This is a genomic window from Rhizobium sp. 10N414 (assembly GCF_056394785.1).
In genome coordinates, this window is sequence record NZ_JBFTIN010000066.1 from 1 (window position 1) to 23,778 (window position 23,778).

29 protein-coding genes and 1 pseudogene are annotated in these 23,778 nt (G+C 58.5%); 17 read left to right on the forward strand and 13 right to left on the reverse strand.

The annotated features are described in order from the left end of the window. Positions 1-882 precede the first annotated feature (882 nt). From AC1DE4_RS30280 to AC1DE4_RS30290, 3 genes are all read left to right on the forward strand, one after another. Complete coding sequence (locus AC1DE4_RS30280; RefSeq protein ID WP_477817850.1) at positions 883-1,530, forward strand: BON domain-containing protein; 648 nt, start codon at positions 883-885, stop codon at positions 1,528-1,530. Positions 1,531-1,625: 95 nt separating this feature from the next. Continuing rightward, positions 1,626-1,973, forward strand: a complete 348-nt coding sequence (locus AC1DE4_RS30285; protein ID WP_477884592.1) for a carboxymuconolactone decarboxylase family protein — start codon at positions 1,626-1,628, stop codon at positions 1,971-1,973. Positions 1,974-2,204: 231 nt separating this feature from the next. After that, positions 2,205-2,495, forward strand: coding sequence for a hypothetical protein (locus tag AC1DE4_RS30290; protein ID WP_477884593.1), 291 nt, complete (start codon positions 2,205-2,207; stop codon positions 2,493-2,495). A 205-nt stretch (positions 2,496-2,700) separates the two neighbouring features. Here the strand turns inward: AC1DE4_RS30290 and AC1DE4_RS30295 are convergent, their stop codons facing one another. The 4 genes from AC1DE4_RS30295 to AC1DE4_RS30310 form a co-directional block, all read right to left on the reverse strand. Further along, entirely contained in the window at positions 2,701-3,654 is a 954-nt protein-coding gene (locus AC1DE4_RS30295; protein ID WP_477884594.1) for an ABC transporter ATP-binding protein, read from the reverse strand. Positions 3,655-4,077: 423 nt separating this feature from the next. Beyond that, the gene (locus AC1DE4_RS30300) at positions 4,078-4,377 is read right to left on the reverse strand and encodes a helix-turn-helix domain-containing protein (RefSeq protein WP_477817846.1); all 300 of its coding nucleotides are present in this window, start codon (positions 4,375-4,377) and stop codon (positions 4,078-4,080) included. A gap of 120 nt (positions 4,378-4,497) precedes the next feature. Further along, entirely contained in the window at positions 4,498-4,875 is a 378-nt protein-coding gene (gene rnk, locus AC1DE4_RS30305; protein WP_477884595.1) for a nucleoside diphosphate kinase regulator, read from the reverse strand. Between the two features lie 52 nt (positions 4,876-4,927). Next, entirely contained in the window at positions 4,928-5,434 is a 507-nt protein-coding gene (locus AC1DE4_RS30310; protein WP_477884596.1) for a PTS sugar transporter subunit IIA, read from the reverse strand. A 494-nt stretch (positions 5,435-5,928) separates the two neighbouring features. On the opposite strand from AC1DE4_RS30310, the gene AC1DE4_RS30315 reads away from it, so the two are divergent. The 3 genes from AC1DE4_RS30315 to AC1DE4_RS30325 all read left to right on the forward strand — a co-directional run bounded on the left by AC1DE4_RS30315 (position 5,929) and on the right by AC1DE4_RS30325 (position 7,781). After that, positions 5,929-6,342: a DUF5602 domain-containing protein gene (locus AC1DE4_RS30315; protein ID WP_477817844.1), complete on the forward strand. Its 414-nt coding sequence runs from the start codon at positions 5,929-5,931 to the stop codon at positions 6,340-6,342. Continuing rightward, complete coding sequence (locus AC1DE4_RS30320; RefSeq protein ID WP_477884597.1) at positions 6,339-6,866, forward strand: plastocyanin/azurin family copper-binding protein; 528 nt, start codon at positions 6,339-6,341, stop codon at positions 6,864-6,866. The genes AC1DE4_RS30315 and AC1DE4_RS30320 overlap by 4 nt, the downstream gene beginning before the upstream one ends. 114 nt (positions 6,867-6,980) lie before the next feature. After that, positions 6,981-7,781, forward strand: a complete 801-nt coding sequence (locus AC1DE4_RS30325; protein WP_477884598.1) for a two-component system sensor histidine kinase NtrB — start codon at positions 6,981-6,983, stop codon at positions 7,779-7,781. Here AC1DE4_RS30325 and AC1DE4_RS30330 read toward each other — a convergent pair. After that, complete coding sequence (locus AC1DE4_RS30330) at positions 7,778-8,629, reverse strand: LysR family transcriptional regulator (protein WP_477884599.1); 852 nt, start codon at positions 8,627-8,629, stop codon at positions 7,778-7,780. The two genes, AC1DE4_RS30325 and AC1DE4_RS30330, sit on opposite strands and share 4 nt — an antisense overlap. A gap of 605 nt (positions 8,630-9,234) precedes the next feature. Between AC1DE4_RS30330 and fsa the strand changes: the two genes are divergently transcribed. From fsa to AC1DE4_RS30345, 3 genes are all read left to right on the forward strand, one after another. Further along, a complete protein-coding gene (gene fsa / locus AC1DE4_RS30335) occupies positions 9,235-9,891 on the forward strand; it encodes a fructose-6-phosphate aldolase (RefSeq protein WP_477884600.1) in 657 nt (218 codons plus the stop codon). 297 nt (positions 9,892-10,188) lie between these two features. After that, entirely contained in the window at positions 10,189-10,533 is a 345-nt protein-coding gene (locus AC1DE4_RS30340; protein WP_477817839.1) for a hypothetical protein, read from the forward strand. A 239-nt stretch (positions 10,534-10,772) separates the two neighbouring features. Next, positions 10,773-11,237 (forward strand): GreA/GreB family elongation factor, encoded by a 465-nt coding sequence (locus tag AC1DE4_RS30345; protein ID WP_477884601.1) that lies wholly within the window; start codon positions 10,773-10,775, stop codon positions 11,235-11,237. Positions 11,238-11,377: 140 nt separating this feature from the next. Here the strand turns inward: AC1DE4_RS30345 and AC1DE4_RS30350 are convergent, their stop codons facing one another. Beyond that, positions 11,378-11,563 carry a hypothetical protein gene (locus AC1DE4_RS30350; protein ID WP_477817837.1) on the reverse strand — a complete coding sequence of 62 codons (186 nt, stop codon included), beginning with the start codon at positions 11,561-11,563 and terminating at the stop codon, positions 11,378-11,380. Positions 11,564-11,634: 71 nt separating this feature from the next. Then, positions 11,635-12,368 (reverse strand): annotated as a pseudogene (locus AC1DE4_RS30355) (SDR family NAD(P)-dependent oxidoreductase). 265 nt (positions 12,369-12,633) lie between these two features. On the opposite strand from AC1DE4_RS30355, the gene AC1DE4_RS30360 reads away from it, so the two are divergent. Continuing rightward, positions 12,634-13,536, forward strand: coding sequence for a LysR family transcriptional regulator (locus AC1DE4_RS30360; RefSeq protein WP_477884610.1), 903 nt, complete (start codon positions 12,634-12,636; stop codon positions 13,534-13,536). A 22-nt stretch (positions 13,537-13,558) separates the two neighbouring features. Here the strand turns inward: AC1DE4_RS30360 and AC1DE4_RS30365 are convergent, their stop codons facing one another. The 4 genes from AC1DE4_RS30365 to AC1DE4_RS30380 form a co-directional block, all read right to left on the reverse strand. After that, entirely contained in the window at positions 13,559-13,960 is a 402-nt protein-coding gene (locus tag AC1DE4_RS30365; protein ID WP_477817836.1) for a nuclear transport factor 2 family protein, read from the reverse strand. 148 nt (positions 13,961-14,108) lie between these two features. Beyond that, the gene (locus tag AC1DE4_RS30370; RefSeq protein WP_477817835.1) at positions 14,109-14,729 is read right to left on the reverse strand and encodes an NADPH-dependent F420 reductase; all 621 of its coding nucleotides are present in this window, start codon (positions 14,727-14,729) and stop codon (positions 14,109-14,111) included. Between the two features lie 47 nt (positions 14,730-14,776). Beyond that, positions 14,777-15,718 (reverse strand): SDR family oxidoreductase, encoded by a 942-nt coding sequence (locus AC1DE4_RS30375; RefSeq protein WP_477884602.1) that lies wholly within the window; start codon positions 15,716-15,718, stop codon positions 14,777-14,779. A 52-nt stretch (positions 15,719-15,770) separates the two neighbouring features. Next, positions 15,771-16,406, reverse strand: a complete 636-nt coding sequence (locus AC1DE4_RS30380) for an NADPH-dependent F420 reductase (protein ID WP_477884603.1) — start codon at positions 16,404-16,406, stop codon at positions 15,771-15,773. Positions 16,407-16,563: 157 nt separating this feature from the next. Between AC1DE4_RS30380 and AC1DE4_RS30385 the strand changes: the two genes are divergently transcribed. Together AC1DE4_RS30385 and AC1DE4_RS30390 are read left to right on the forward strand one after the other, a co-directional pair. After that, entirely contained in the window at positions 16,564-17,118 is a 555-nt protein-coding gene (locus AC1DE4_RS30385) for a TetR/AcrR family transcriptional regulator (RefSeq protein WP_477884604.1), read from the forward strand. Positions 17,119-17,202: 84 nt separating this feature from the next. Beyond that, a complete protein-coding gene (locus tag AC1DE4_RS30390; RefSeq protein ID WP_477884605.1) occupies positions 17,203-18,396 on the forward strand; it encodes an epoxide hydrolase family protein in 1,194 nt (397 codons plus the stop codon). Here the strand turns inward: AC1DE4_RS30390 and AC1DE4_RS30395 are convergent. Further along, complete coding sequence (locus AC1DE4_RS30395) at positions 18,393-19,379, reverse strand: LysR family transcriptional regulator (protein ID WP_477884606.1); 987 nt, start codon at positions 19,377-19,379, stop codon at positions 18,393-18,395. The two genes, AC1DE4_RS30390 and AC1DE4_RS30395, sit on opposite strands and share 4 nt — an antisense overlap. A 147-nt stretch (positions 19,380-19,526) precedes the next feature. On the opposite strand from AC1DE4_RS30395, the gene AC1DE4_RS30400 reads away from it, so the two are divergent. The 4 genes from AC1DE4_RS30400 to AC1DE4_RS30415 all read left to right on the forward strand — a co-directional run bounded on the left by AC1DE4_RS30400 (position 19,527) and on the right by AC1DE4_RS30415 (position 22,070). Further along, the gene (locus AC1DE4_RS30400) at positions 19,527-20,129 is read left to right on the forward strand and encodes an NADPH-dependent F420 reductase (RefSeq protein WP_477884607.1); all 603 of its coding nucleotides are present in this window, start codon (positions 19,527-19,529) and stop codon (positions 20,127-20,129) included. A gap of 4 nt (positions 20,130-20,133) precedes the next feature. Further along, positions 20,134-20,625, forward strand: coding sequence for an SRPBCC family protein (locus AC1DE4_RS30405; protein WP_477817829.1), 492 nt, complete (start codon positions 20,134-20,136; stop codon positions 20,623-20,625). 73 nt (positions 20,626-20,698) lie between these two features. Continuing rightward, entirely contained in the window at positions 20,699-21,493 is a 795-nt protein-coding gene (locus AC1DE4_RS30410; RefSeq protein ID WP_477817828.1) for an SDR family NAD(P)-dependent oxidoreductase, read from the forward strand. 79 nt (positions 21,494-21,572) lie between these two features. Beyond that, positions 21,573-22,070, forward strand: coding sequence for an SRPBCC domain-containing protein (locus tag AC1DE4_RS30415; protein ID WP_477817827.1), 498 nt, complete (start codon positions 21,573-21,575; stop codon positions 22,068-22,070). Here AC1DE4_RS30415 and AC1DE4_RS30420 read toward each other — a convergent pair. Next, complete coding sequence (locus tag AC1DE4_RS30420; protein ID WP_477884608.1) at positions 22,042-22,596, reverse strand: hypothetical protein; 555 nt, start codon at positions 22,594-22,596, stop codon at positions 22,042-22,044. The genes AC1DE4_RS30415 and AC1DE4_RS30420 overlap by 29 nt on opposite strands. Before the next feature lie 492 nt (positions 22,597-23,088). Here AC1DE4_RS30420 and AC1DE4_RS30425 point away from each other — a divergent pair. After that, positions 23,089-23,778, forward strand: a 690-nt coding sequence (locus AC1DE4_RS30425; RefSeq protein WP_477884609.1) for a LysR family transcriptional regulator, incomplete at its 3' end; no start/stop codon positions are given.

Consider the following 23,778-nt stretch of genomic DNA (forward strand, 5'->3'; position numbering starts at 1 on the left):
GCATATCAGCATATCAGTCTCACCGGCGATTACATCTGGACCCCGACGGACAGCATCGATCTCAGGCCACTGCGGCGCGAAACATCCATCCTCGCAGCGTGATCACCGTATGTTCTCAAATGTCGGACAGATTCATCACTTTCGTGTCGTGATGCCTGAAAGCGAATGCTCTGATGGATATCGACGGCGCCCGCATGTTCTGGAATCGTTCATTTCCGCTTTCTGAGGGCCAAGCCCCCTGACCCTCCGGAGGATGACAGCGGGACGAAGTAGAGGGGTCACGGTCGGAAAAACCGATCAAGCTCGCATCGAAATGTCAGGTCGATGGCTTGCGCGCGACTTGATTGCGTGGAAACACCGAGCTCTGCGATAGCACCGCACCATTTTTTTGCGCATCCGCCATCCCTTGGACAGAGTGGGGAGGCCGTCGACGACCAACATCGCCTTGGGTTGTTCCGCGCGCCATCTTCGCTACCTGTCCACTACAGACAATGCGAGAAGTGTGTGGCATTAGGACCTGCCGCGACTGACGCCCCCGCAGCGGGTTTGCGCGAAGCTCGGTGGATGTCCGGAAAGCCTAGTGCTTCGTTCTGCCTGACAATCGAAATGAACCGGGCCAAGAGTGAGGTTCTTGTGTTGTCGTGGTCGGCTGCCTAGCTCGAGACACCTATCATAAATATTGTATTCAAATCGTAATCCTATTCATTTGTCACATAGATGCGCGGCGCAGTATGATCGGGCCACTGGATGCGGACGTGCATCTGGGTGCTAGTTGGTAAGCCTGTCTAAACGCGTTCGTCGCAACCGGCGATCGCCAATCGTCACGGCAGAATCCGTTGCAGACAAGGTGAAATCTTCCGACTAAACAGAAAGGCTACTGTCATGAATGACAACACATTGAGGCAGGATATCGTCGACGAGCTTAACTTCGAACCGAGCGTCGATGCGGCGAATATCGGCGTGGCCGTCGAGAACGGCATCGTCACGCTGACCGGGCACGTTCCCACCTACTTCCAAAAGACCAAAGTCGAGGACGCCGTGTGCCGGGTCAAGGGCGTCAAGGGGATTGCCGAGGAGATCGAAGTTCGTCCGTTCGGCTCTAATAGAACCGAAGACGACGAGATCGCCAAACGAGCGCTGGACATGATTAACTGGAACACCGCCATCCCGGTGGATGTTGTCCAGGTTAAGGTCCAGAGAGGCTGGGTCACTCTCACCGGTGACGTGGAGTGGCAGTATCAGAAGAACGCCGCTTCTGATGCGGTCAAAGGCCTGGCGGGTGTGTTCGGCGTTGCGAACAACATCGCCGTCAAGCCGCATGCCTCGGCCTTTGATGTCAAGAGGCGGATCGAAGATGCACTAAAGCGCAATGCCGAAGTTGAAGCGGCCGCCGTCAAGGTAAACGTGCTCGACGGCAAGGTCACGCTTGAAGGTCGTGTCAGCCTATGGTCGGAACGCAGTGCTGCTGAACGTGCGGCGTGGTCAGCACCGGGTGTAAAGCTGGTGGTGGACCGAATTGCCGTAGCCTGAGGCCAAACTGGATGCCGTGGGAAGCGGATCTGTCCGTTTCCTTTTTTGGTCAGCTCTGCAAAAATTCCCACGGTACCTTGCGTACGGAGAGATTGATGTCCGAAACGATGTATCCATCGTCCACCTGGGAGTTTGCACAGAAGCGTCGCGAACTGGCGCCTGAGACTGATGCCGCCTTCCAGGCGTTTAGCCAGAAGGTCTTTGCCGAGGGCGCCTTGACTACAAAGGTCAAGCAGCTCATTGCCGTCGCCGTCGCGCATGTCACGCAATGTCCCTATTGCATTCGAGGTCATACTAATGCGGCCCTTCGACAGGGAGCCTCGCGCGAGGAATTGATGGAGGCGATCTGGGTCGCAGCCGAGATGCGGGCCGGCGGCGCCTACGCTCATTCAACCCTTGCAATAGCGGAAATGGAGACATCAGTGTCGCCAAAGAATACTTGAGCACAACATTATGAGAAGTCGGTACGATAGCAGCGATAATGGCATCGACGCTAGCGGGGACGGTCGCCTTGCCGACATCGCCCGCCGCATTAGCTCCTCGCGGACGTCAACTCTTAAATGCCGGCGCGCTTGAATAAATCGGCCGATCGAAAAGCCGGGCTATCTTCCTCGCATGTTCGGGCGTGCGCCGGAGCTTGACGAAGATAACCCGAAGGTAAAGGAGGAACGACCATGCTGTCGACGGAGCGGGACTTCAAGCGAGGCGGTGAACACATGGCGATCCCCACGCAAGGCGAAATTGAAGGAAAGCTGTTGGTGTTCGAAGTGGTTGCCGTCGCTTGTTTGGAAGAACTTCTGAAACACGAGCACACGCATACGATTTCCAAAGTCCGAGGGCGGGTCTTGCGCGATCTTAAGGAAAGATGCCGGCCGCTCAAGTTACGTGCGGAGGACGAGAAGACTACGATCGACTATGCGTTGGGCGTGCTCGACGCGGCTGTGGCAGAAGCGTGCTCCCGGTAGTTTTTCAGCCAAACGATGCCGCTCATCAAGGAATGCCGGCCATCGATTATCAAGATCGGAAGGGCGCAATAGCCAGACGTCCCCTTAGCCATCGCGGGCTAGCCGAAAAACCTCGTGACCAGCACGCGGTTGTCAGAAGTGCTGCCTGAGGGGGACGCGGGTGGAATACTGACCCTATGATGTAGGCAGCGTCGCTCCGACGAAATCACGTCGGTATGACGGCATCAGACCGCGACTCGTCCGATGTTTCGACGACGCTGGCGTCCCGGATGAGCCCATACTTGACCTGCGTGACTTTGAGGTCACGATACCATTCCACCAATGCTCCCCAAGGGTCAGAGATCTTGTTGAGGCCGACAATGAAGGCCACGACAGTTCCAATCTCTGTTTTGCCAGTGATGACGTAGTAGCCGCCAAGCGCGAATATCCCGGCGAATCCGAGGTGAAGCATTAGGTTGATCAGGAAATTCAATGAATATTTGAGCTTGTAAATGCTCATGTTTGTCGAGAACAGCCTTTGAACGCGGGCCGCCTGATTGTGCGATGCTTTCGATGAGGAATCGCGCTCCACCATTTCTTCGCTGAGGTGTCGCATGACCGTTATCTTCGTCTTGACACGTTGATTGATGAGGCTCTGGAGAATGGGGACTAGGATAAGTTGGGGCATGAATACCGCTGCGACAGCCAGCGCCAGGAACGGCTGCAGATAGATCATGTAGCTGCCGACGGCCGCAAGAACACCCACCTGAAGGATAGGCTCGGAGATGCTGGTGCCGACAAATCCGCCGACCGGCTCGGCCTCGGCGAGCACGATGGATATTTCAACGCCTTCCGCCAGCGTCGTCTGTTCATCCACGCGCTGTTTTCGCGCGTCAAGAACCGCCATCCGCAGCCAGCGGATGGCCACTTCGCCAATCCAGCCACGATAGATGTTAAGAGCCAGCTTCACACTCCCTTCGGTCAGAACGAGTGCGAGGTAGGCCAATGCCAACACCAGGATGCTATTGACGCCAGAGCCTTCCGCTGCGCCGTTGATAATCCTTCTCTGAACCTCGAGCGGCAGGATACTGACGGTAAAGAGGAAGATCGAAAGCAGGAGCAGCACTGTTTGATGGACGCTGCCCATCGTGAAGATGAAGCCGGTGAGCGTGCGCGGCATGGCACATTCCGTCCGGGATCCAGTGTGCTTTTCCCTTGCGTCTGTGGCTGGCTGGACTTGCAATGTGCTCTCGGCTCTCATCCTGACATCCTCCAAGCGGCGAGGTCAAACTAGCCCTCACAGAGCATTTCATTGACCTATCGCAACTGCGATCGCCGTCGACGGCGAACTGACGGGTCGAGGGCAACAGCCCCGATCCGACCCAACCGTCTGTCGATGAAGATGGGGCCTTTCGCAATTGGAAAGAGCCCTCACGGACGGTTACCTATCCCACAGCCCGTTTCGAACTTTACCGGCTACAGCCCAAGCAGCGAGTGTTTGGGCAAGCGACTTGGGACTCAAGCTCGGATACCGAACCGTGGCGCCCGCCCGCATGACGTGAACCAGGACTCGGCAACAGCGAATACTTTAACCTGACGTCACTTACGGAACTCGGTCGGGTGCGACTATGCCGCCTTCGTTTTCCAGTATGGAGATACGTTTAGCTTCAGACTTTGTGAATTTCAGGCGCACACCGATGCCGCGGCCGTTGTCAGAAATGAAGACAGCGCCGGCGTTTTCCAAAGCTGATTGCAGTGCAAACACATCATCCTCACTTGGTTTCGCGAGTTTGCGCTCAAAATGCACGATGGTTTCGATGCTAACGCCGGCAGATATTGCGAGACGCTCGCGCGAGAAGTCGATAAGTGCCCGTGCTGCACGACATTGGGATCCAGTGATCATAATTTACTCTCCGTTGAAGAACGCGTTTTGCCCAAGTGGGCACCGTAAGGTGGCCTGACGAACGCTCGCTGCAACTCTCGCTCGGTCTGATTGCAAACGCGAACTCACCTTCATAATGCGCTATGACATACCGGTAACTGCCAAAACCGTCAGCTTGTGCTGCCGATCATCTTGTGCGGTCCAGTGCATCGCCTGGCCTGCTGCCAGACCAAGGAGGGCAGTCCCGATGGGAGTGAGGATGGATATCTTTCCGTCGGAAATATCAGCGTCTTTCGGGAAAACAAGGGTGACTCTCCGCGCATCGCCGGTGGCAGTCTCATACTCTACCGTCGATTCCATGCGCACGACATTCCAGGGCACCGAGACGTCGGCAACCACGCGTGCACGTTCGAGCTCACGTAAAAGACCATCGGAAATCACGGCAAGGCGGCCAGCGCCGCCGAACACAAGGTTGGTCAATCGCTGGTGATCTGTCTCGCCAATCACGATTGACGGCATTCGTGGGTTCCTGACGTGTTTCTTCATTTTTCGCTTACGCCTCTTTTTTGGTTCAACTAAGCGACGCCCAGATAGCGGCACGGTCGGGGATGGGGCGCTCGTTAGTCGCTCTTTGGTCACCGTATAGGATTGCCATTACCTCGTCGGAGGACCGTGCCAGTCGCAATCCCTTCCGTATTCGCGGTGCCCGAACTACCCGGCATAGTTCTGCGAGCGCAGGCAGGAAGGTGGCAGCGGCAACGCGAGGCCAGAGCAGAGTGAAAAGAAGGTCGACGGGGTCGCCGTCGGCGCTGCCGAAATCAATCGGAGTCGCTAATCGCGCGAACGACGCAACAGGACACGAGATCGATTGAAACACAGCATGCGGGACGGCGATACCGTGGCCAATACCTGTAGGCCCGGTACTATCACGCTTCCAGAGGCGCCGAAAGACGACCCGATCATCGAGCCCAGTTCTTTGCGCAATCTTGACAGCAATCTTCGACAGTGCCGAGCGCTTTCCTTTTGTCATAAGGTCAAGGAAAATGACTTCCTTCGACAGATTTCTGAAAATCATCATGGTCGCCTCTAAACCGAGCCGCGCAAGTGCAATCGAAGTGCATTGGCACTCCGTCTGTCGCGGCTTCACATTGAATTGAGGTGCTGGCGGGCCCGGACGTGAACTCGGTAGAGTTCGCGTCCGGGCTAGAGGCCTGCTTTGAGGCGTCCTGGGTCTCGCTGGTGCATGTAAATAATCATAGTAACTAAAAGATGGTGAGAGTTTTTGTGAAATCAAGCGAGTGTAAAAAATCTCGAAGCTCAGTGTAGTTCGCGATCGCGCGTTAAGGTTACTCTCGGTTAGCGACCGGCGGATAGGAATATCTTTCCCATATGCAATAGTAGTTGAGGACAGAACCCATTCAAATGCACAAATACTGCATTGAAATGCCAGTTTATTTCGTTGGACTAATGTTACCCCTGGGGCTTGAATGGCTATACCCGACAGGTCGTGCAGGCAGCCGAGCTACGGGAATGTAGGCGGCCGCCAGTTTGAACGAAAAAGGATGTCTCTCGATGAAAAAGCTTCTCCTCGTACCTGTTCTGACACTGGCCAGTTCGCTTTGTGCTATGGCGGCGGATCACGTCGCTAGTTCGCCACCGGCCGCCCCTTATCAGCAGGTTAGCAAGCTGGTGAAATTACCTGACTTCCTGCCGGGAATGGGCCAGCTCTTCGTCGATCCAACGACATTGCCGGCCGGTCCGTTCCTCGCATACGATCACGACGGAAAGCTTGTCAGCACGATCTATATGTTGCCGACCAAGGATCTTAATCCGGATAAGTCATTCGACAACCTTGCAGCGCCCGGCGGAAACGTCGACCATGTCGATGTCTACTACAATGCCGGCCATCCAGGTGTGGAAGAGCCGCATGTTCATGTGGTGCTGTGGCATGTCGCAGCGGCCGGCGAAGAAAGTGTCGCCAAATGACGGTCGTGCGGCGTGACGTGCTGTGCTGGGGCGGTGGGCTACTCGCCGCCCTTTCCCTATCCAGGCGAGATGTATGGGCTGAAGAGGTGGTGGAGATTAGGATGCAGGGGCGTGCCGATGGCTCGCATGTTTGGTTCGATCCTATCGGTGTTCTCATCAAACCCGGTCAGATGGTCCGTTGGATCAACCTCAACCCCGGCAATTCGCATACGACGACCGCCTATCACCCAGCAAACTTCGGGAGACCGCTCCGCGTTCCTGAAACGGCAAAATCCTGGCATTCAGGCTACCTTCTGCCTGACGAGAGCTTTTCCGTGACCTTCACTGAGCAAGGGGTTTACGACTATTATTGCGTTCCCCACGAGCACGCTGGAATGGTCGGTCGCATTATCGTCGGCAAACCAGATGCACATGGCGGCTGGATGGAGCAGGTTGCTGCAAGCCGTGGCCTCCCGGACGAGGCCATCAAAGCGTTCCCAACGGTCGAAGAGATAATGGCGAAGCGACTAGTCCGCCAGGCTTAGAGAGTGGCGTCGACGGGTTCGGCAGTTGTCTACCGACAAGGGAGAATAAAACAAGGCGGTGCTTACCGGGACCAGAGTTTCCTGATGGCAGTGTCGGTGAACAGGGGGATGACCATGACAAATATGGCGTTTCCGAAGGAGATTTTTCTGCATTGGAAGGCGGAGCATCGCGGTCGCGATGAGGCGGCCCAACAGCGCGAGCGCGCGATGAATCGGCTTGCGTCCTTGGGCGAGATGACCAGCGGTATTACTCACGATTTCAGAAATCTTCTAGCGATCATCGAATCCGGCCTGAGGCTCGCCGAGCAAAAAGCCCACCAACCGGAGAGCGTGCGCGCCTATATCGCCGCCGCCCGGGAAGGGGTCGACCGAGGTGTCGAGTTGACATCCAAGTTGCTCGCGTTTGCGAACTTTAATGAACTCGAAGTTAAGGCTTGGGATCTGAATGAACTTGTCAAGTCATTCGAGGCTTTCCTCAAATATGGCGCTGGGGCACGCACCCGCGTTAGGTTCGAACTCGGTTCCGGCATCCCAAGATGTCTAATCGATCCGTCGTTGTTCGACGCCGCCGTGCTTAATCTTGTCCTTAACGCACGGGACTCCATGCCAAACGGGGGCGAGATTTGGATCAAAACACATCGATTTGTCGAGACGGCTTCTCCGCCCGGCCAAGAGCCGCCACGAACCTATGCGCGCCTTCGCGTCATGGACCGCGGCTGTGGCATGCCGTCGGAAATTTTGCAAAAAATGCTGGACCCGTTCTTCACAACGAAGGGCGAGAACGGAACCGGAATGGGACTAGGGCAGGTGCATACAACGATGCAGATGGTTGGGGGCCATCTACGCATTGCCAGTGAGCGAGGAACCGGAACCACGGTCGATCTTCTGTTTCCATCGATCGAAGCGACCGATTAGGCCACCATGTTGGCCTGGGAGATGGCGCGTAACCCCGCTAGGGCAGGGCCCACGACGCTCTCGTCAGCAGTTGCAGACCTCACTGTGTAAACCGGGTAGGAGAATTGCGGCATTTCAGGAACGAGGTGAAGCTGCCCCGCCGCTACGTACGGCTCCACCGCGCCCATCCTGAAGTACCCGGAGCCACCGTTCGCAAGAACATAGCTGAGTGCCAGAGGGCCGAGATCAAATGAGAGGTCCGGTGTGACATCTGGGAAATTCATGTCGTGGTGCAGCACGAAATCCGGCCCCCAATCCATATAGACGTAATTCGTATCCTCAACGCGCTCCGCTCCGGGTTCGGTTGTCACAAGGACGAGCTTTTCTTCCATTAGCAAATCGATTTTGAGGCCGGGACGATGTTGTGGCGCATACATGATCGCCACATCGACTATCCCGGAAGCGACCTGATTGATCAGGTCCTGAGGCACGTCGACATGTACGCGAAGCGCAATATCAGGAAGGGACTGACGAATCCAGCTGACCCAGTTCAGCAGGAGTGGTTGCGCAAGCGTGACCTCGCTCCCGACCGTCGCGACCGCTCGGCGGCCCGCCGGCACCGCGACCTGTTGACGAGTGCGCTGCCATAACTGGACGAACGTTGGCGCGTGGCGCAGGAACTGCTCGCCAGCCGGCGTGAGAGACGCTCCGCTTTTATTTCGAATGAAGAGCGGTCGGCCAAGCAATTGCTCGAGGTTACGAATCCGCGCGCTGACGGTCGTCTGAGCAACGTTCAAGCGTTCGGCGGCGCGAATAAAACTTCCCGTTGAAACTATCTCTAAGAACGTACGAGCGAGTTCAATGTCCATCGAGGAATAGCATAAAAATTGCGCTCAAATGTCAATCAAATTCGTTTGCCAAATAGTAGTTGCACGGTAAACTTTGGTGAATGTTCAGATGCTCGCGCTGCGCAGTCAGTTGTCTTGCTCTGACTCGTCTTCACGCCCGCCGCATTTTTCCTAGCCGCGCGATCGGACACGCGTGTCGATGAGAGAACAGAGCCAGGCGACGTTGGTGTTCGCGACTTCGTCACGATGCTTTGCGCGCCCTTCGCCTCTCGCCGCGGCGGAGTTTCGGACGAGCCGGTTTGGACAGTTGCGACAACCGATAAATGGGCGGCACCGACACTACGTCAGTCGTCGGAGATCCTCGCACTGTCAACAGGAGGTTTTAGCGATGCGCCGGCAAGATCCCCCTTTAAACAGCGGCATTGGTGTGTGTGTCGGCGTGAGCCGTCTTTCTCATGGGTCGTTTCATCCTCAGAGATTTGCCGCTCACCGGCGCCGGTCCTCTGCTGCTTTATATTCAATGACATATGGCGTGCCCAGGGCTGCAACAATTTAGCCGTCTCGAACCAACCAATCAAAAGAAACGCGTCGCCATCCTTTGAGGCGATTTTCGCAGGAGAGAAACAATGAAGTTCTTTGTGGATACAGCTGACATTGCCGAAATCCGGGAGCTTGCAGCTGCAGGAGTTATCGACGGAGTGACCACAAACCCCTCGCTGATCGCAAGGACTGGCCGACCGATCCGTGACGTGATCAAGGAGATTTGCGATGCGGTCGAGGGTCCCGTCTCGGCAGAGGTCACCGCGATCGAATTCGACGGCATGCTCGCCGAGGGAGAGCGATTGGCCAGCATTGCGGCAAATGTGGCCGTCAAGGTGCCATCCACTTGGGATGGATTCCGGGCCTGCCGAGCACTCAGTGAGCGGGGGCTGAAGGTTAATGTCACCCTCTGCTTTTCCGCCAACCAGGCGTTGCTCGCGGCCAAGGCTGGTGCAGCCTATATCTCACCATTCCTCGGTAGGCTGGACGATCTCGGCTTGGATGGCATGGAAGTCGTCCGAGAAATCCGGACGATCTACAACAATGATCCATCCTTCAACACGGAAATCCTCGCGTCCTCCATTCGCACCACTCTGCATGTCAATCAGGCCGCGATGGCAGGTGCCGATATTGCGACCATACCACCGGGGGTGCTCCGTAATCTTTCTAAACACCCGCTCACCGAGAAGGGACTGGCCTCTTTCCTCGCTGACTGGGGCAAGACGAAACAAGGGATTCTTTAGGAGTTGCTGACACCGCTTGAACGGAACAGTCGAGCAGTAAAATTGCACACAACAAGCGATTAAATTCGTTTGCTTAATCATCTCAAGTGCAACAGACTGCTAACTGATCACATGCTGGCGACCCGATAGAGCTCGCCCTTCGCTCCCAGAGGCCGACACCATTTCGATAGTCAAGGAGTGAATGGCGCGCCCGACGCACGCCAAACCTTGCCTGATCTGGCGCGAGGCTCGGACCTGCCCATCTTCCCGACGGCAGCAAACTGATCGGCCGGCGCACGAAAGAAAAGGAGCTGAACTATGTCAATGATGTCCTCGAACGATCTCGCATCTCGGATGCACCCAATTGAGCCCGCTTGGCACTACTCGAGGTTAATCAAGTTCACCGACGAGATTATCAACAATGAGCCCGAGAAGGCATCTACCTCAGTTGATATCTTCTCGCACGATGGCAACGAGTGGTACTGTCAGGTTTGCCGCGGCGGACAAAAGACCCAGCCAATGGGTCCTTACACCAAACGACAGGCAGAGCGGATTCAAGACGCTCGTCGGACACGGATCGCCGTAAAGGGCACCGCCTGGCTCGTCTTTGAGAAAACCGAAGAGGAAGATATTCACGAAACGCGGGATGGAGCTCTGCAGTAAAGATGGAGCCGATGCTACATCCCGCAATTTGCTTGAACGCAAGAAGCTAGAGAGATGGCTCATGAACGTGAGGGAGCCACTGAATTTCCGCGTGGTCCGAAGTCAACATGCTGCTGTTCCAAGAGCAGACGCGATTTGGCTGCCAGAGACGCGGTTTCCATCCTGTCTCTCAACGAGTTCGCCGCTTGAATTGATCCAGTTAATTTTGCCGGAGCTCATGCGCTCCGAGGAGTAATGCCATGACCACGTCGCTTCAGTGCTGCCTAACGACCCATGACCATGCGATCCTCAGAGAAATTCTTGATCAGGATCCTCGCGACACGGCCTACAGTCGGTTGCTCAAAACGAAGCTGTTACAGGCTAAGATTTACTCTCCCCGGAATGTTCCTGGTGATGTCGTGACGATAAACAGTCGTGTGACCTTCTGCGTAGATGCAGGTGCTCCAAGAACGGCCAATGTGGTCCGGAACGAGAGCCTTGACTTTCCTGTCTACACGGTCTCGGTAAGATCGTTCATGGGATTGGGGCTTCTCGGCATGAGAACGGGTGCGACCCTTGCAGTGGAAACGGAAGCGGGCGGCTCGCAAAAGTTAAATGTGCTAAGGCTCGATAGCCAAGCTCCTGCGCCCCATCTGCGGGACGATCGGAGGTACGCAACTTCCGTTTCCTGGACTTGGGCGGAAGCTGCGCATCCGTTCCCCTAGCAGGTTGTTGAAAAAGGTCATGGCGTGAAGCTGCTTCCGAAGAATAGCATCAACCTGCGCCATCAGGGTCGCGTCGAGCGACTTGAGTTCCCTGGCGATCTTGTCGTCGATCGGACCATATGAAGCGAGCTTGTGGCCCATCACGAATGACCGCTCAAGTGCAATGGCGGTTTTCGTCGTTTCGTGCAGGTCGGATCCTGCACCTCCAGATACGCCGTCCCAGCAACCAAGAATAGCTGTTCGGCGGCCATGCCCGCCATCGTCATCGTGATGATGTCGAGGTAGTCTCCTTCGTCCTGCACGAAGCCAATAATAGCGTAGCTCATGCATATTCTCCTGGGGGTTGCCGCCCATGAGGCGCTTCGTGGGATCGAACCGAGCTGATGAGCACAGTGCGTCAGAGTTGTGCGAGGCCGCCGTCGACGGCGACTTCGCTGGCGGTCATGAAGCTGCTGTCAGACGACGCGAGAAAGGCCGCTGCCGCCCCGATTTCCGCCGGATCGGCCATACGCTGGAGAGGAGTCATCGAGGCGAAGACCTTCTGACCTTCCTCGCCCAGCGCATCCTTTGCAAGTTCGGTTGCCGTTGCGCCAGGCGACAGCACGTTGACCCGGATCCCGGTGCCCTTCAAATCCTCGGCCCACGTCCGCGCGAGGTTGCGTACGGCAGCCTTGCTGGCGCTGTAAGCGGTCATTCCGGGAGCGCCGGTAGTTCCGGCGCTCGATCCGGTCAAGATGATCGACCCGCCCTGGCGCATCAGCGGAAGCGCCTGTTGGACCGTGAAGATCGTACCCTTCCATTGGTATCGAACGTTTCGACGATGTGCTCGGCAGTAATCTTGCCGAGCACAAGCTGGCTTCCCGCTCCGGCATTTGCGAAGACAATGTCGAGGGTTCCGCGCTCGGCCTTCACCGCCGCATAAAGCCGATTTAGGTCGGCCAGATCGGAGACCGAGCCCTTCACGCCACGGGCATTGGGACCGAGGTCGGCTACCGCGGCGTCGAGCGCTTCCTGACGGCGGCCGTAGATGAAGACGAAAGCGCCTTCCTCGACGAAGCGCTTTGCGGCGGCAAGGCCGATGCCAGTCGCCCCACCTGTAATGACGGCTGTCTTTCCATTCAGTCTGCTCATTTCATGCATCCTTTTGGGGTTGGGCGGATGCCGACGAGATGTTGCTTTCCAGCATTCCGGCGACATCCACATTCAGGCTGCTCCTGCACATCTGGAACGGCCGATGACCTCAAGATAGACTTGCTTGGTCCACGCGTTCAGTCTGGAAACACGCACAACGGTGGTGCGAAAACGATCCGGCCCGTTTAGTGTGAGCCGCGCTATCGTTGTCAGAGTCACCTAATCAACTTTTGGAAGGCGCACCCTCGCGGTGCTGGTTCGCACCATGATCGACTGGGACGATGTTCGCTATTTTCTCGCCGTCGCGCGTGCGGGCTCGGTGCGGGCCGCCGCCGAGCGCCTCGGGGTGAACCACGCGACTGTTCTTAGGCGCATCGCCCACCTGGAAGAGCGCCTCGGCACGCAGATGTTCGAGAAGCTGCCTTCCGGCTACCGGGTGACGGTTGCCGGGGAGGAAGTGCGGGAACTCGCCGAGCAAATGGAGGCGTCTTCACGCCAGCTTGAGACGCGTGTCTTAGGACGCGATCAGAGCGTGCGCGGGCTTCTGCGGGTGACACTGCCCTCGCCGCTGGCGGGGTACCTGCTCATGTCCGACTTTGCCGAGTTCGCCCGTCTTCATCCCGATATCGAGATGGACGTTTCGTCGTCGGGCGAGCTGGCGAACCTGACCAACCGAGAGGCCGACGTCGCGATCCGCGTTGTCTACGACCGCAAAACCCTGCCCCTCAATCTTCATGGACTGAAGGGAGCGGAAGTGTTCGGAGGCTTCTACATATCCGCCGACCGACTGGCCGCATGGCGAACGGGCGGGCCGGAACCCAGGTGGATCGCTATAAGCGGCCACGGCGTGCCTGCCTGGACCAGCGACGGGGAGGCTCGCGCATCGGGCGTTCCGTTCAGAACCACGGACTTCGAGGCGCAGGTCGCGGCGGTGCGGCAAGGGATCGGCATCACGACGTTGCCGTGTTTCGTAGGAGATGCCGATCCCCTTCTGGTAAGGGTGCCGGACACTGATCTGCACCTGTATGGGACGGCCTGGTTTCTCACCCAGGGGGAGGCACGCAAGACCAAGCGAGTGCGGCTTTTCACGGAGTTCATATCCGGAAGGCTCGCCGGGTACGCTCCACGTCTCGCAGGGCTGCCGATATCGCACGGAAGTACCTGCTGATTGCGGCCAACGCGCATGTCGGTCATGAACGTGCGGAGGCGCGCGCCAGCTCTTGCGTGTCGACATATTCCCGGATGTTGGTCAGTTTGCCGTTCCGAACGGTAATTGCAAAGACGAAGTGGTCCACAAACGCCCTATTTGTGGCTTTGACTGCCCCTGTAGCGGAGCCAATGACCAAGACCCGGTGTCCCTGCGCTACGAACTCCGGGGGTTCAGGAAACGAAGTCTCCATCTCCGCAGAGGCCGTCTGAAACAGGTGTTGCAATCCCCGATGCCCGCGGTGCGTTCCTGCCAGCGGCCAGTCCCTGCCAGGGATGACCCACTCGATATCTTCGGCAGACAGCGCCAGCAGCCCTTGCTGATCGCCACTGCCCATTGCGGCAAAGAAGTCCTTCACGATCTGGATGTTGTCTTGAATGGTCATAAGGTTCCTCCGTTTCTGATGTTTGGGTCCATGGGGGCATGGTGTTCACCCAAAGCACACGCTGACGCGGCGCCGACAAAGGAAGCCGCGCTCTGGCAGTCGTCCGCGCCGAAAGGTTCCAAACTGACGGCGGGGACGTGTCGGCGGTTCAGCCGATGTCGACGTTCATGGCGAAGTCCCAGGTGCCGGCACCGTTCTTGGCCAGGCCGATCATCATCAGGCCGAGTGCTTCGAGCGTCTGCGCCGTCTGCAGGCCGCCGACATCGAATGGACGTAGGCCGAGACTCTCGAGAAAAGTCGACACACGGGACTTGATTTGCGGATCATCGGCAGCAAGGAAAGCATCGAGGCGTGTGCCCTTCGAAAGGACGTGACCGAAGATCGTGTTGAACGCCTTCACGAGATGTGCATCGGCGGGCAGGCCTTTAGCAATCTCTTCCGCGCCCGAACTGCCATGTGGCGTGACGAGGCCCGAGAGATCGGAGTTCACGGGGTTGGCGACGTCGATGATCACCTTGCCGGAGAGCGTCTCTCCCAAATCGGCCACCACCGCCGCCACACCACTATATGGCACGGCGAGTATGACGATGTCGCCCGAGGGCGCGGCTCCGTATTCCCCGGTGGTCGCTCCGGCTGCAAGCCGATCGGCGAGCGCCTTTGCTTTGGCCGGGTCACGGCTGATGACCTCCACGATATATCCTGCCTTGGCGATACGCTCGCCGATCGCGGCGGCCATGGTTCCCGAGCCGATGATGCTAATAGTGCTCATGTGTCGTCTCCTAAGAGCTGTGCGTCTTTCGATGAGTTCCAAAGGGGCTAGGCTGCCGGGAAGTAGTGGCCGTTGTCCAAGTCTTCGAGCAGGCCGGGCTGAGAGGGTTCCCATCCCAAAGCCCGTCGCGTGATGGTGTTCGACGCCGGAACATCCAGCGTCACGAGGTTCGCGAGGAACCCGAAGTATCCTGGCAACATCAACACATCCGCGGGAATGCTAACCGCGGGAAGGCCCAGACGGCTGCCGATGGCCTCGGCGATCTCGCGGAAGCGGATCCCCTCGCTCTCGGTTCCATGCCAGCATTTCCCAGCTTCACCCTTCTCCAGGGCCAGACGGAACAGGCAGGCAAGGTCCCGGGCGTGCACGGCGGGCCAGCGATTGTTGCCGTCCCCGGGATAGCCCATGACACCCTTTTCCTTGGCAAGCCCGATCAGCAGCGGGATAAAGTTCGCCTTGTCGGTCGTGCTGTGCATGACAGGTGGAATCCGCACGACCGAAGACCGTACCCCCCGCGCCGCCAAGCCGATCACAGTGGTTTCCACGATGTTGCGGGCCCGTAGGGTTCCACTGTAAGCATCGCCTCCTGGAAGAGCCGGGTCTTCCTCGCTAGCCGGTCGACCTAGTCCTTCCCAGCCGGGTGAACCGATGCTTCCCGAAACGACCAGCGGCTTTCCTGTCCCTTCTAGCGCCTCACCGTACGCGACCATGATCGAGACTTCTGCGGCGGCTACGGCGTCGAGCCCGCCGGACGGCAGCAGGTCTTGTCTATGCGCTACGTGGATAATGCCGTCAGCCGCCACGGCAGCCACCTTGAGGCCGTCGAGGTCGGAGATATCACCGCGACGGACTTTCGCACCGAGTGCGGATATCGATGAAGCGGCTGTGTCTGATCGGGCCAGCCCGGTGACTTCGTGTCCAGCGGCAATGAGGTCGGAGATGATATACGGACCGGAATGGCCGGTCCCACCTGTGACGAAAACGTGCATGGTACTGTTCCTTGTGAGTGATGTGGTCTGGGAGGTGATGTTGTCGGCGCCCTCAACCAGGAAGGTGGACGCCGATCGCGAAGTTGCCGTGCCTGACGGAATGAGTCATGAGGCCCAGCCACAACATGCAGGCATGTTCCAGCGTGCGGGCCATGCTAAGCGGCCCCGCATCCATCGGGCGCAATCCGAGGCTTTCGATGAATGAAGAGACGCCTGCCTTCGCTTGCGAGTCGTCCCCGGCGATGAACACGTCCAGCGGGGGGGCGTGGACTGGACCAGCCGCCAAGACGTTGGCGTTCTGGGTGTTGAAGGCCTTGACAACGACTGCGCTGGCGGGGGCAACACGGGCGATTTCATTCGCTCCAAACGTGTCCGGAGATGTGAGAAAGCCTGAAAGGTCAGGTTTGATGGGGTTGGTGATATCGACAAGAATCTTCCCCGCCAGCTTTTCGCCGTACTGCCTCACAACATCGAGAACGGCTGAGTAAGGAATCGCTAGAATGACGATGTCCCCGGACGGAGCCTCGCCAAACCCTCCGGCCGTCGCACCAACCCCGAATTCAAGAGCCAGCGCCCGCGCCTTGGTTGCATCTCGACTGGTCACTTCGACCGAATGCCCGGCCTTGGCGGCCAAGCGCCCGATGGATGCGGCCATCCCGCCGGACCCGATTATACTGATTGTACCCATGCTGCTCCTCCTTGCTTCTTTCGAAGATTTCTTCGCGTTCTGGGTGGCCCCGGTTGCCAATAGCGCGGGGGCATAGTATCTAGTGGATCAGCGATCCATTTATTTGGATCAGTGATCCACATATACGGTTCACTGATCCACTTAACAAGGTAAAACTATGCGAGCAGACGCGAAAAAAAATTATGACCGCATTCTCGAGGTCGCGCGCGAGGTGATGATCGAGCATGGTTCCGACGCGTCGATGCGCGATATCGCCCGTCGTGCCGACGTTGGATTAGCCACTCTGCTTCGTCATTTCCCGACACGGGAAACCTTGTTCGAGGCCTTGCTGAGTACGAACCTGGACTCTCTGGCCCAGAAGGCGGTCGAGCTGGAATCGTCGCATTCCTCTGACGTAGCGCTGAGGTCATGGATTCGGGAATGGTTGGAGTTCGCCCAGAGCTACAGGGGTGTCGTGACCATGATGGCAGTGGCCCACACGAACCCCGCCTCAGCGCTTTACGCATCGTGCGCGGCCGTACATGCTACGAGTGCACGCCTACTGTCGAATGCCCAATCCGACGGCACGGCCCGAACCGACATGAACGGGGACGACCTCTTTGCCCTGATGACCGCCCTCGGCTGGGCGGTTGACCAGCCCTCATTCGCACCGCGAGCGGATCATCTCGTTCACCTCATCACGAGCACTGTCCTTGTGGCTCGCGCCGGTTGAACCGAGGTCCCGGAGCAATCGGGTGAATCGTGACCTCTTGGGCGGCATGCAAATACAATAGAGCCGCGTTATCGGAGACAGGCCGTGCGCCCCTTTACAATTGAGATACCTGAAGAGCAAATCGACGACCTCAAGCGGCGGCTTCGATATTCCAGGCTGCCGGGAGGAATTTTTCAGGTCGATTCTCAGGACGGTATAAGCCTGCCGTTCATGCGCAGGCTGATGGATTATTGGCGTGAGGGATTTGATTGGCGTGCGCAGGAAGCGCGTCTTAATCAGTTGCCCCATTTCATGGCAGACATTCAGGGCTATTCCATTCACTTCCTTCACATAGTGGGGGTTGGCCCAGCCCCCCTTTCACTTGTTCTGACACATGGCTGGCCCGGTTCGTTCCTCGAGTTCGAGACGCTCATCCAACACCTGACAGACCCGGCAAGCCATGGTGGCGATCCTCGCGATGCATTTGACGTTGTGGTTCCTTCGCTGCCAGGGTTCGGATTTTTTTCAGCCCCGGCGGGCCCCGGAACCAACAGTCGCCGTATCGCTGAACTTTGGCACAATCTCATGCGAATACTTCGCTACGAACGATACTTTGCCCAAGGCGGCGACATTGGTGCGGGCGTCTCGACATGGCTTGGCGTGCTTTATCCGCGAAATGTCGTCGGTGTTCACCTGAACTACGTATCGGCCGGGTTCCGTCCGCCGCTCGGCCCTGGCACACCAGCCGTGAGCGCAGAGGAGACTGAATTTCACGAGCGGGCCGCTGCTTTTGCCGCTGAAGAGGGCGGATACTCGCTTCGTCAGGCAACAAAGCCGCAAACGCTGTCCTACGCACTTGCGGATAGCCCGATCGGATTGGCCGCCTGGATTTTGGAGAAATTCGAAAGCTGGACGGATAATGACGGAAGGCTCGACGACCTGATTTCGCTTGATCGGTTGCTGACGAACATCTGCCTCTACTGGTTCGGCAACAGCATCGACGCTTCATTGCGCCTCTACAAGGAGAATCGGAAATCACCTCTCGTTTTGGAAGGTCTGGTCCCGTGCGACGTACCCTTCGCAGTCGCGCATTTTCCAAAGGAGCTGCCCATTCCTCCCCGATCTTGGATCGAACGAGCCCTCAAGGTGGAACGATGGACGGAAATGCCCCGAGGCGGGCATTTTGCCGCCCTGGAGCAACCGCAGGCACTTGCCGAAGATATAAGAGCCGCGTTCCGACCTTTGCGCGATGCCATTATACAAGGCATTGAGCGTGGGTTGCCGAGCATGCGGTCTTAGTCCGCCGCCTGCGCGGATCCAGGTATCGTTGCAGAACGTGACGACTGCTTCAATCCAGCGGACATTCCCGATCTGATGATGTCCGCACCGTGCCACAGCGCCTTCACCCGGTCGACGAACCATTTGCCAGCCGGTCCGGGAGGCTGCGCGGGCTGGTGAAACGCCGACATCGTCAGCATGTAGCCTGAGGGTGGCATGTCGTCGACATCGAGGACGGAAAGGGCGCCTTCGGAAAGATCTCTTTCGATCATGTGCAGCGGCATGCCGCCCCATCCGACGCCGTCCTTGAGGAAGGCGTGCTTGGTGGACAGGTCCGCCAGCCGCCAGGTCGCAGGCGATGCGACCGCGAAGTCTCGTCCGGATGTGAGGTCGGACCGATCCGTCAGGACGAGCTGGATATGCTTCGTCAGTTCCTGGCGGGGAATGCGGCCCTGAAACAGCGCAAGGGGATGCCGTGGCGAGGCCACCGCGATCAGAGGCAGTTCACCCAGACGCTCACTTGCGAGGGACGGAAACGGCTGAGGCAGCGGCGGCAGGATGCCGAGGCTGCAGCGGCCGTCCAGAACGGGCTGATACGCCGCGCCCAGACCTTCGACGAACAGCCGCAGTGGCGTCAGTGGAAACCGGTTCGCGAACTCCTTCGCGACGGCGCTGATGACCGAGGTCGGAAAGAAGACGTCGATGACCACTGACAGCTCCGTTTCGACGCCCGAGGTCATCGACCGTGCCCTGGCCTTCAGCGTGTCCACCCCGGCGACGATGTTTCGAGCGTCGGCGAGCAGCAGCACGCCCTGCGGTGTCAGGGCCGGGTATCGGCCCGATCGATCGAAGAGTGCGACGCCGATCTGATCCTCCAACGCCCCGACCCATCCGCTGACAGCAGACTGCGCGCGGTTGAGCTTTCTGGCCGCGGCAGAGAAGCTGCCCTCATCCACTGCGGCGATAAATGTCCGCAACTGGTCCAGCGAAACACCTTCGATCATTACCAACGTCCCATCTCAAAAACAGATACGTTCCATCACAATATATCACCTTATCAGATGAACGGCCAAGACCTAAGTTGTGAGCACCGTCCGATGTCGAGGTTTCTCCCGGCATCTCCGCAAAAACGCAGTCGTCCAGGAGCAATCATGACTTACGCGATTATTGGAAGTGGCAGTGTCGGCAGAGCTCTCGCGAGCCAATTCGACCGTAGCGGCGTTACCGTAGGCGTGGCAAACTCTCGCGGACGGGACGCGGCGGCCGCAGCACTCGCTGGATTGGGTAATGCAGTTCGTCCGGTTGGCCTCAAGGAAGCACTAGCCGCCGACGTCGTCATTCTCGCCGTCCCCTTCCGGGCGCACCTCGACGTCGCCAAGGCCGCGGCTGACTGGGAAGGCAAGATCGTCATCGATGTCACCAATGCATACGGCGTGCCGCTTTCCGACCTCGACAACGAACCTTCGTCTGCCGTGGTGGCGAAGTCGATGCCCGGCGCCCATCTCGTCAAGGCGTTCAATCACCTGCCCGCCCACCTTCTCGGACAGGATCCGCGGACGGCCGCTGGCCGCCGGGTCATCTTTCTGTCGGGCGACGACGACCAGGCGGTGTCGGCGGTTTCCGACATCGTCCGCACGCTAGGCTTCGCACCCATCAACCTCGGGAGGATTGCGGAGGGCGGACGCCTCGTGCAGGCGCAGGACAGGAGCTGGGCACCGCTGATCTTCCAGGATCTCTTTGAGGCGGAGGGCTGAGTCGGTGTACGATCATGTCATCTGGCCGGAACGCTATGATCCGAAGATCTCGGCAATCTACGCGCTCAACGACATCGACGTGAAGGCGCCCGCCGAGGTGGTGTGGAAGCTGCTGATTGATGCAACGAACTGGTATCGTTACTTCCCCGCCGAAGACCAGGTCGAAATCCTGTCGGGAGAAAAGGGGCTTGCGATGGGTACCCGATACAGCCGCGTGACCGTCGACTACCCTATGAGCCTGGTCGTGACGGAGTTCGTAGAAAACCGGAGGCTCGCCTGGTCGACTACGGTCGATGGCGACACGACAGGGTCCACCGCCTACCACGGCTGGGTCATCACGCCCACGCAGGACGGATGCCATGTCCTGACCGAGGAGACCCAGCAGGGCGAGTGGTTCCTAGACATGCTCGGACGTCGCCACCCCGGCGGCCTCTACCGGTACCACCAGGATTGGGTCGAACGTCTTGCAGGCGCCGCGGAAGCGGCCATCGCCTGATATCAACGCAGGAGACATACGGGATATTCCGTCGAGACCACGCCCGGATCAATCTGAAAGGAAAAACGACATCATGAAGATAGAACTGAAAGGCCGCAGGGCCATCGTCACCGGCTCCACCGCCGGCATAGGATTCGCGATTGCGGAAGGACTTGCGCGTGCGGGCGCGTCGGTCGTGATCAACGGGCGTGGAGAAGAGCGCGTCGCCGCAGCGTTGAAGGAGCTCCGGCTCCGTCTCCCGGAAGCAGAATTCACAGGGGTCGCGGCCGACCTGTCGACGTCGGAAGGATCGTCCATTCTGGCGGACCGGATCCCAGACGCCGACATCCTCGTGAACAATGTCGGCACGGCTCACCTCAACGGCTTCTTCGACCAGTCGGATGCCGAATGGGTTGACCTGTTCCAGCTCAACGTCATGAGCGGCGTTCGTGCCGCCCGGCACTACATGCCAGGGATGGTCGCACGCGGATGGGGCCGCGTCGTGTTCATCAGCAGCGAATCCGCCGTCAACATCCCGAAGGAGATGATCGACTATGGGATGACGAAGACGGCGCAGCTCTCCGTGTCGCGTGGCCTTGCCGAACTGGTCGGCGGGAGCGGGGTTACCGTCAACTCGGTCCTGCCTGGTCCGACACGCTCCGAGATCCTGGGCAACTGGATGGCCGCGACGGCGAGCGAGCAAGGGATCACGCAGGACGAGGCCGAGCAGAACTTCCTGAAGACGATGCGGCCCACGACTCTCATCAACAGGTTCACCACGACCGACGAAGTCGCGAACATGGTGGTCTACGTCTGTTCGGAGCAGGCTTCCGGAACAAGCGGGGCAGCGCTGCGCGTCGATGGCGGCGTAGTTCGGTCGATCGTCTGATCCAACCTGCGACCCCTCCTATCGGCCGTTACCATAGTGCCAATAGGAGGGTCGAATGCTCAAAACCTGAGGACATGGAATGTTCGAAGTCATCAACTGGCCGGCGGATATGGCCCCCAGCCGCTCTCCAATCCACTTCACCAACGAGCTCGAGGTGGCGGTGTCGCCCGCCACAATCTGGTCTCTCCTGACCGATCCGCTGTCCTGGCCAGCCTACTATCCCGGCGTCTCCCGCGTCGAACTCCTCGACAGACACTCGACCCTGCAGCTTGGAAGCCGCTTCGAGACTAATCTTGCGGGCCAGGACGTCGCGGCATCGGTCGTCGAGTTCGAACCGATGACGCGCATCGCGTGGGCTGGCGGTCCAAAGGCATCGCCGTCCTCCAGAGCCCATCACGCGTGGATCATCACGCCGACCGAGCGCGGATGCCATCTCTGGACCGAAGAAACCATGCAGGGGCCGCTGTGGATCGAACTTGCCAGGGAGGCACCGGACATCTTTTGGCGAACGCACGAGAAGCTGCTTCGGGACCTCGCGGACGTCGCGGTCAAGCGCGAAGCTTCGGTGCAGAGCTAGAGCGACGCCACGAGTCCATCCTGAGGAAGCTGGGCGCACTGATGGTAGACGGCCCTGCTGACATGAGCCGTGTCGATGCTGATGACGAACTCCTTGCGTCGGTCACTGGGAAGTGCATTTCAAGCCGGCGCCGTTCGTCCGTTTGATTAGGCCTTGCACGCCGTTCTTCCTGGGCAATCTGGTCGTCGAGCCGCTCGCCGATCCTGATGGTCCGCTTACGCACGGTGGCATGCGTTTCTGTCGGCTCCACGGGCAGGAATTCGGCCAGCACCGTCGCTGCCTGCCGGTACGACATCATTCTTCCCAGCCGTGCCGTCAGTTCCATCAACTCGGGCGTCGCCCGATCGGGGCAGATTTCTTTCAGCGGCGCGAAGGCGCCGGCCATGCCCGGGTGATAATCCCGGGACTGCTCCCAGCGGGGATTGCGCACCTCGCGCGTCGTGTAGTCCTTGACCGGTCGGAACGTGTGGCGATCGTGGCAAACCCGATAGGCTGGCCGCCGATCCGCGGCTTCATTGGTGAGCACGCGAGGATCCTGCAGGCCTGGATCTTGTAGCTGTCGGCAACAAGCCTTGAACTTGAAAGATTAGGGGCTCAAGACTTTAGGATGTCATCTGGCGAGGCGGACACCCGATCCTCCGTTTGGAGCGGGTCCTTCATCGAAGAATATTATTCCTCGCGATTCGTATACTCGTCTTATTGCCTCGATTGTAACAGGTTGCGGCCCACGGGGGCCGGGATCATCCTGTTCAACTCGGCTCACCGTGTTGGCGGTTACTTTTGCAAGTTCGGCGACTTCGCGTACACCAAGCTTCAGAATTGCGCGAGCAGCGCGCGCTTGAGTGGGATCCAAAAATACGACCTCGTATTTATTTCGATACAGGGTATTGACGAATACCAAGTCTCGATATAAATACACTGTATCCGTAGTGCCATCAACGCAGATTGCTGGGCGTAGTGCGCCCTGTGGAATATTTATGCCCGAAAAGCGCTTGAACTAAATCTCGGTGAGACCGGAATGGAACTGCGCCAACTCTCCTATTTTAAAGCGGTGGCCGAGGAACTGCACTTCGGCCGGGCGGCAGCCCGGATGCGCATTGCCCAGCCGGCGCTCAGCAATCATGTGATGTCGCTGGAAAGGGAGCTTGGCTGTCCGCTGTTCATTCGCTCGACGAGAAGGGTGGAACTGACCAGGGCAGGCGAGACCTTCTATGATCGCTGTGTGCGGATCCTGAGCGACATCGACCTGACCACCGAACTGACGCGGGCAGCCGGCGGCAGCCGCATCCGCCAGATCAGGATCGGCAGCATCTACCCGGCCACCATGGGCATGCTGCCAACCTTCCTTGCCAAGATCGCCCGCAAGTATCCCGATGTCCGCATCCACATCACCTCTGGCAATACCGGCGAGATCATCCGCGGCCTGGAGACCGGCCAGCTCAATCTGGGCTTCATCCGGCCGGTGGAAAACATCGGCTCGTTGCGCTTCGTCTCGCTTGCGCATGAGCGCTACTACCTGGCGGTCGGCCATGCCAATCCGCTGGCAGCCAGGGAGGAGATAACCATCGATGATCTGCGCACTCAGAAGATCATCGCCTTCAACCGGCAGAACCTGTCGTTTTCGGAACGCTACTTCAATGAGAAGTTCGCCGAATACGACCTCACCGCCAACATTGCCTTCAGCTGCGATGACACCTATGCGCTGGTG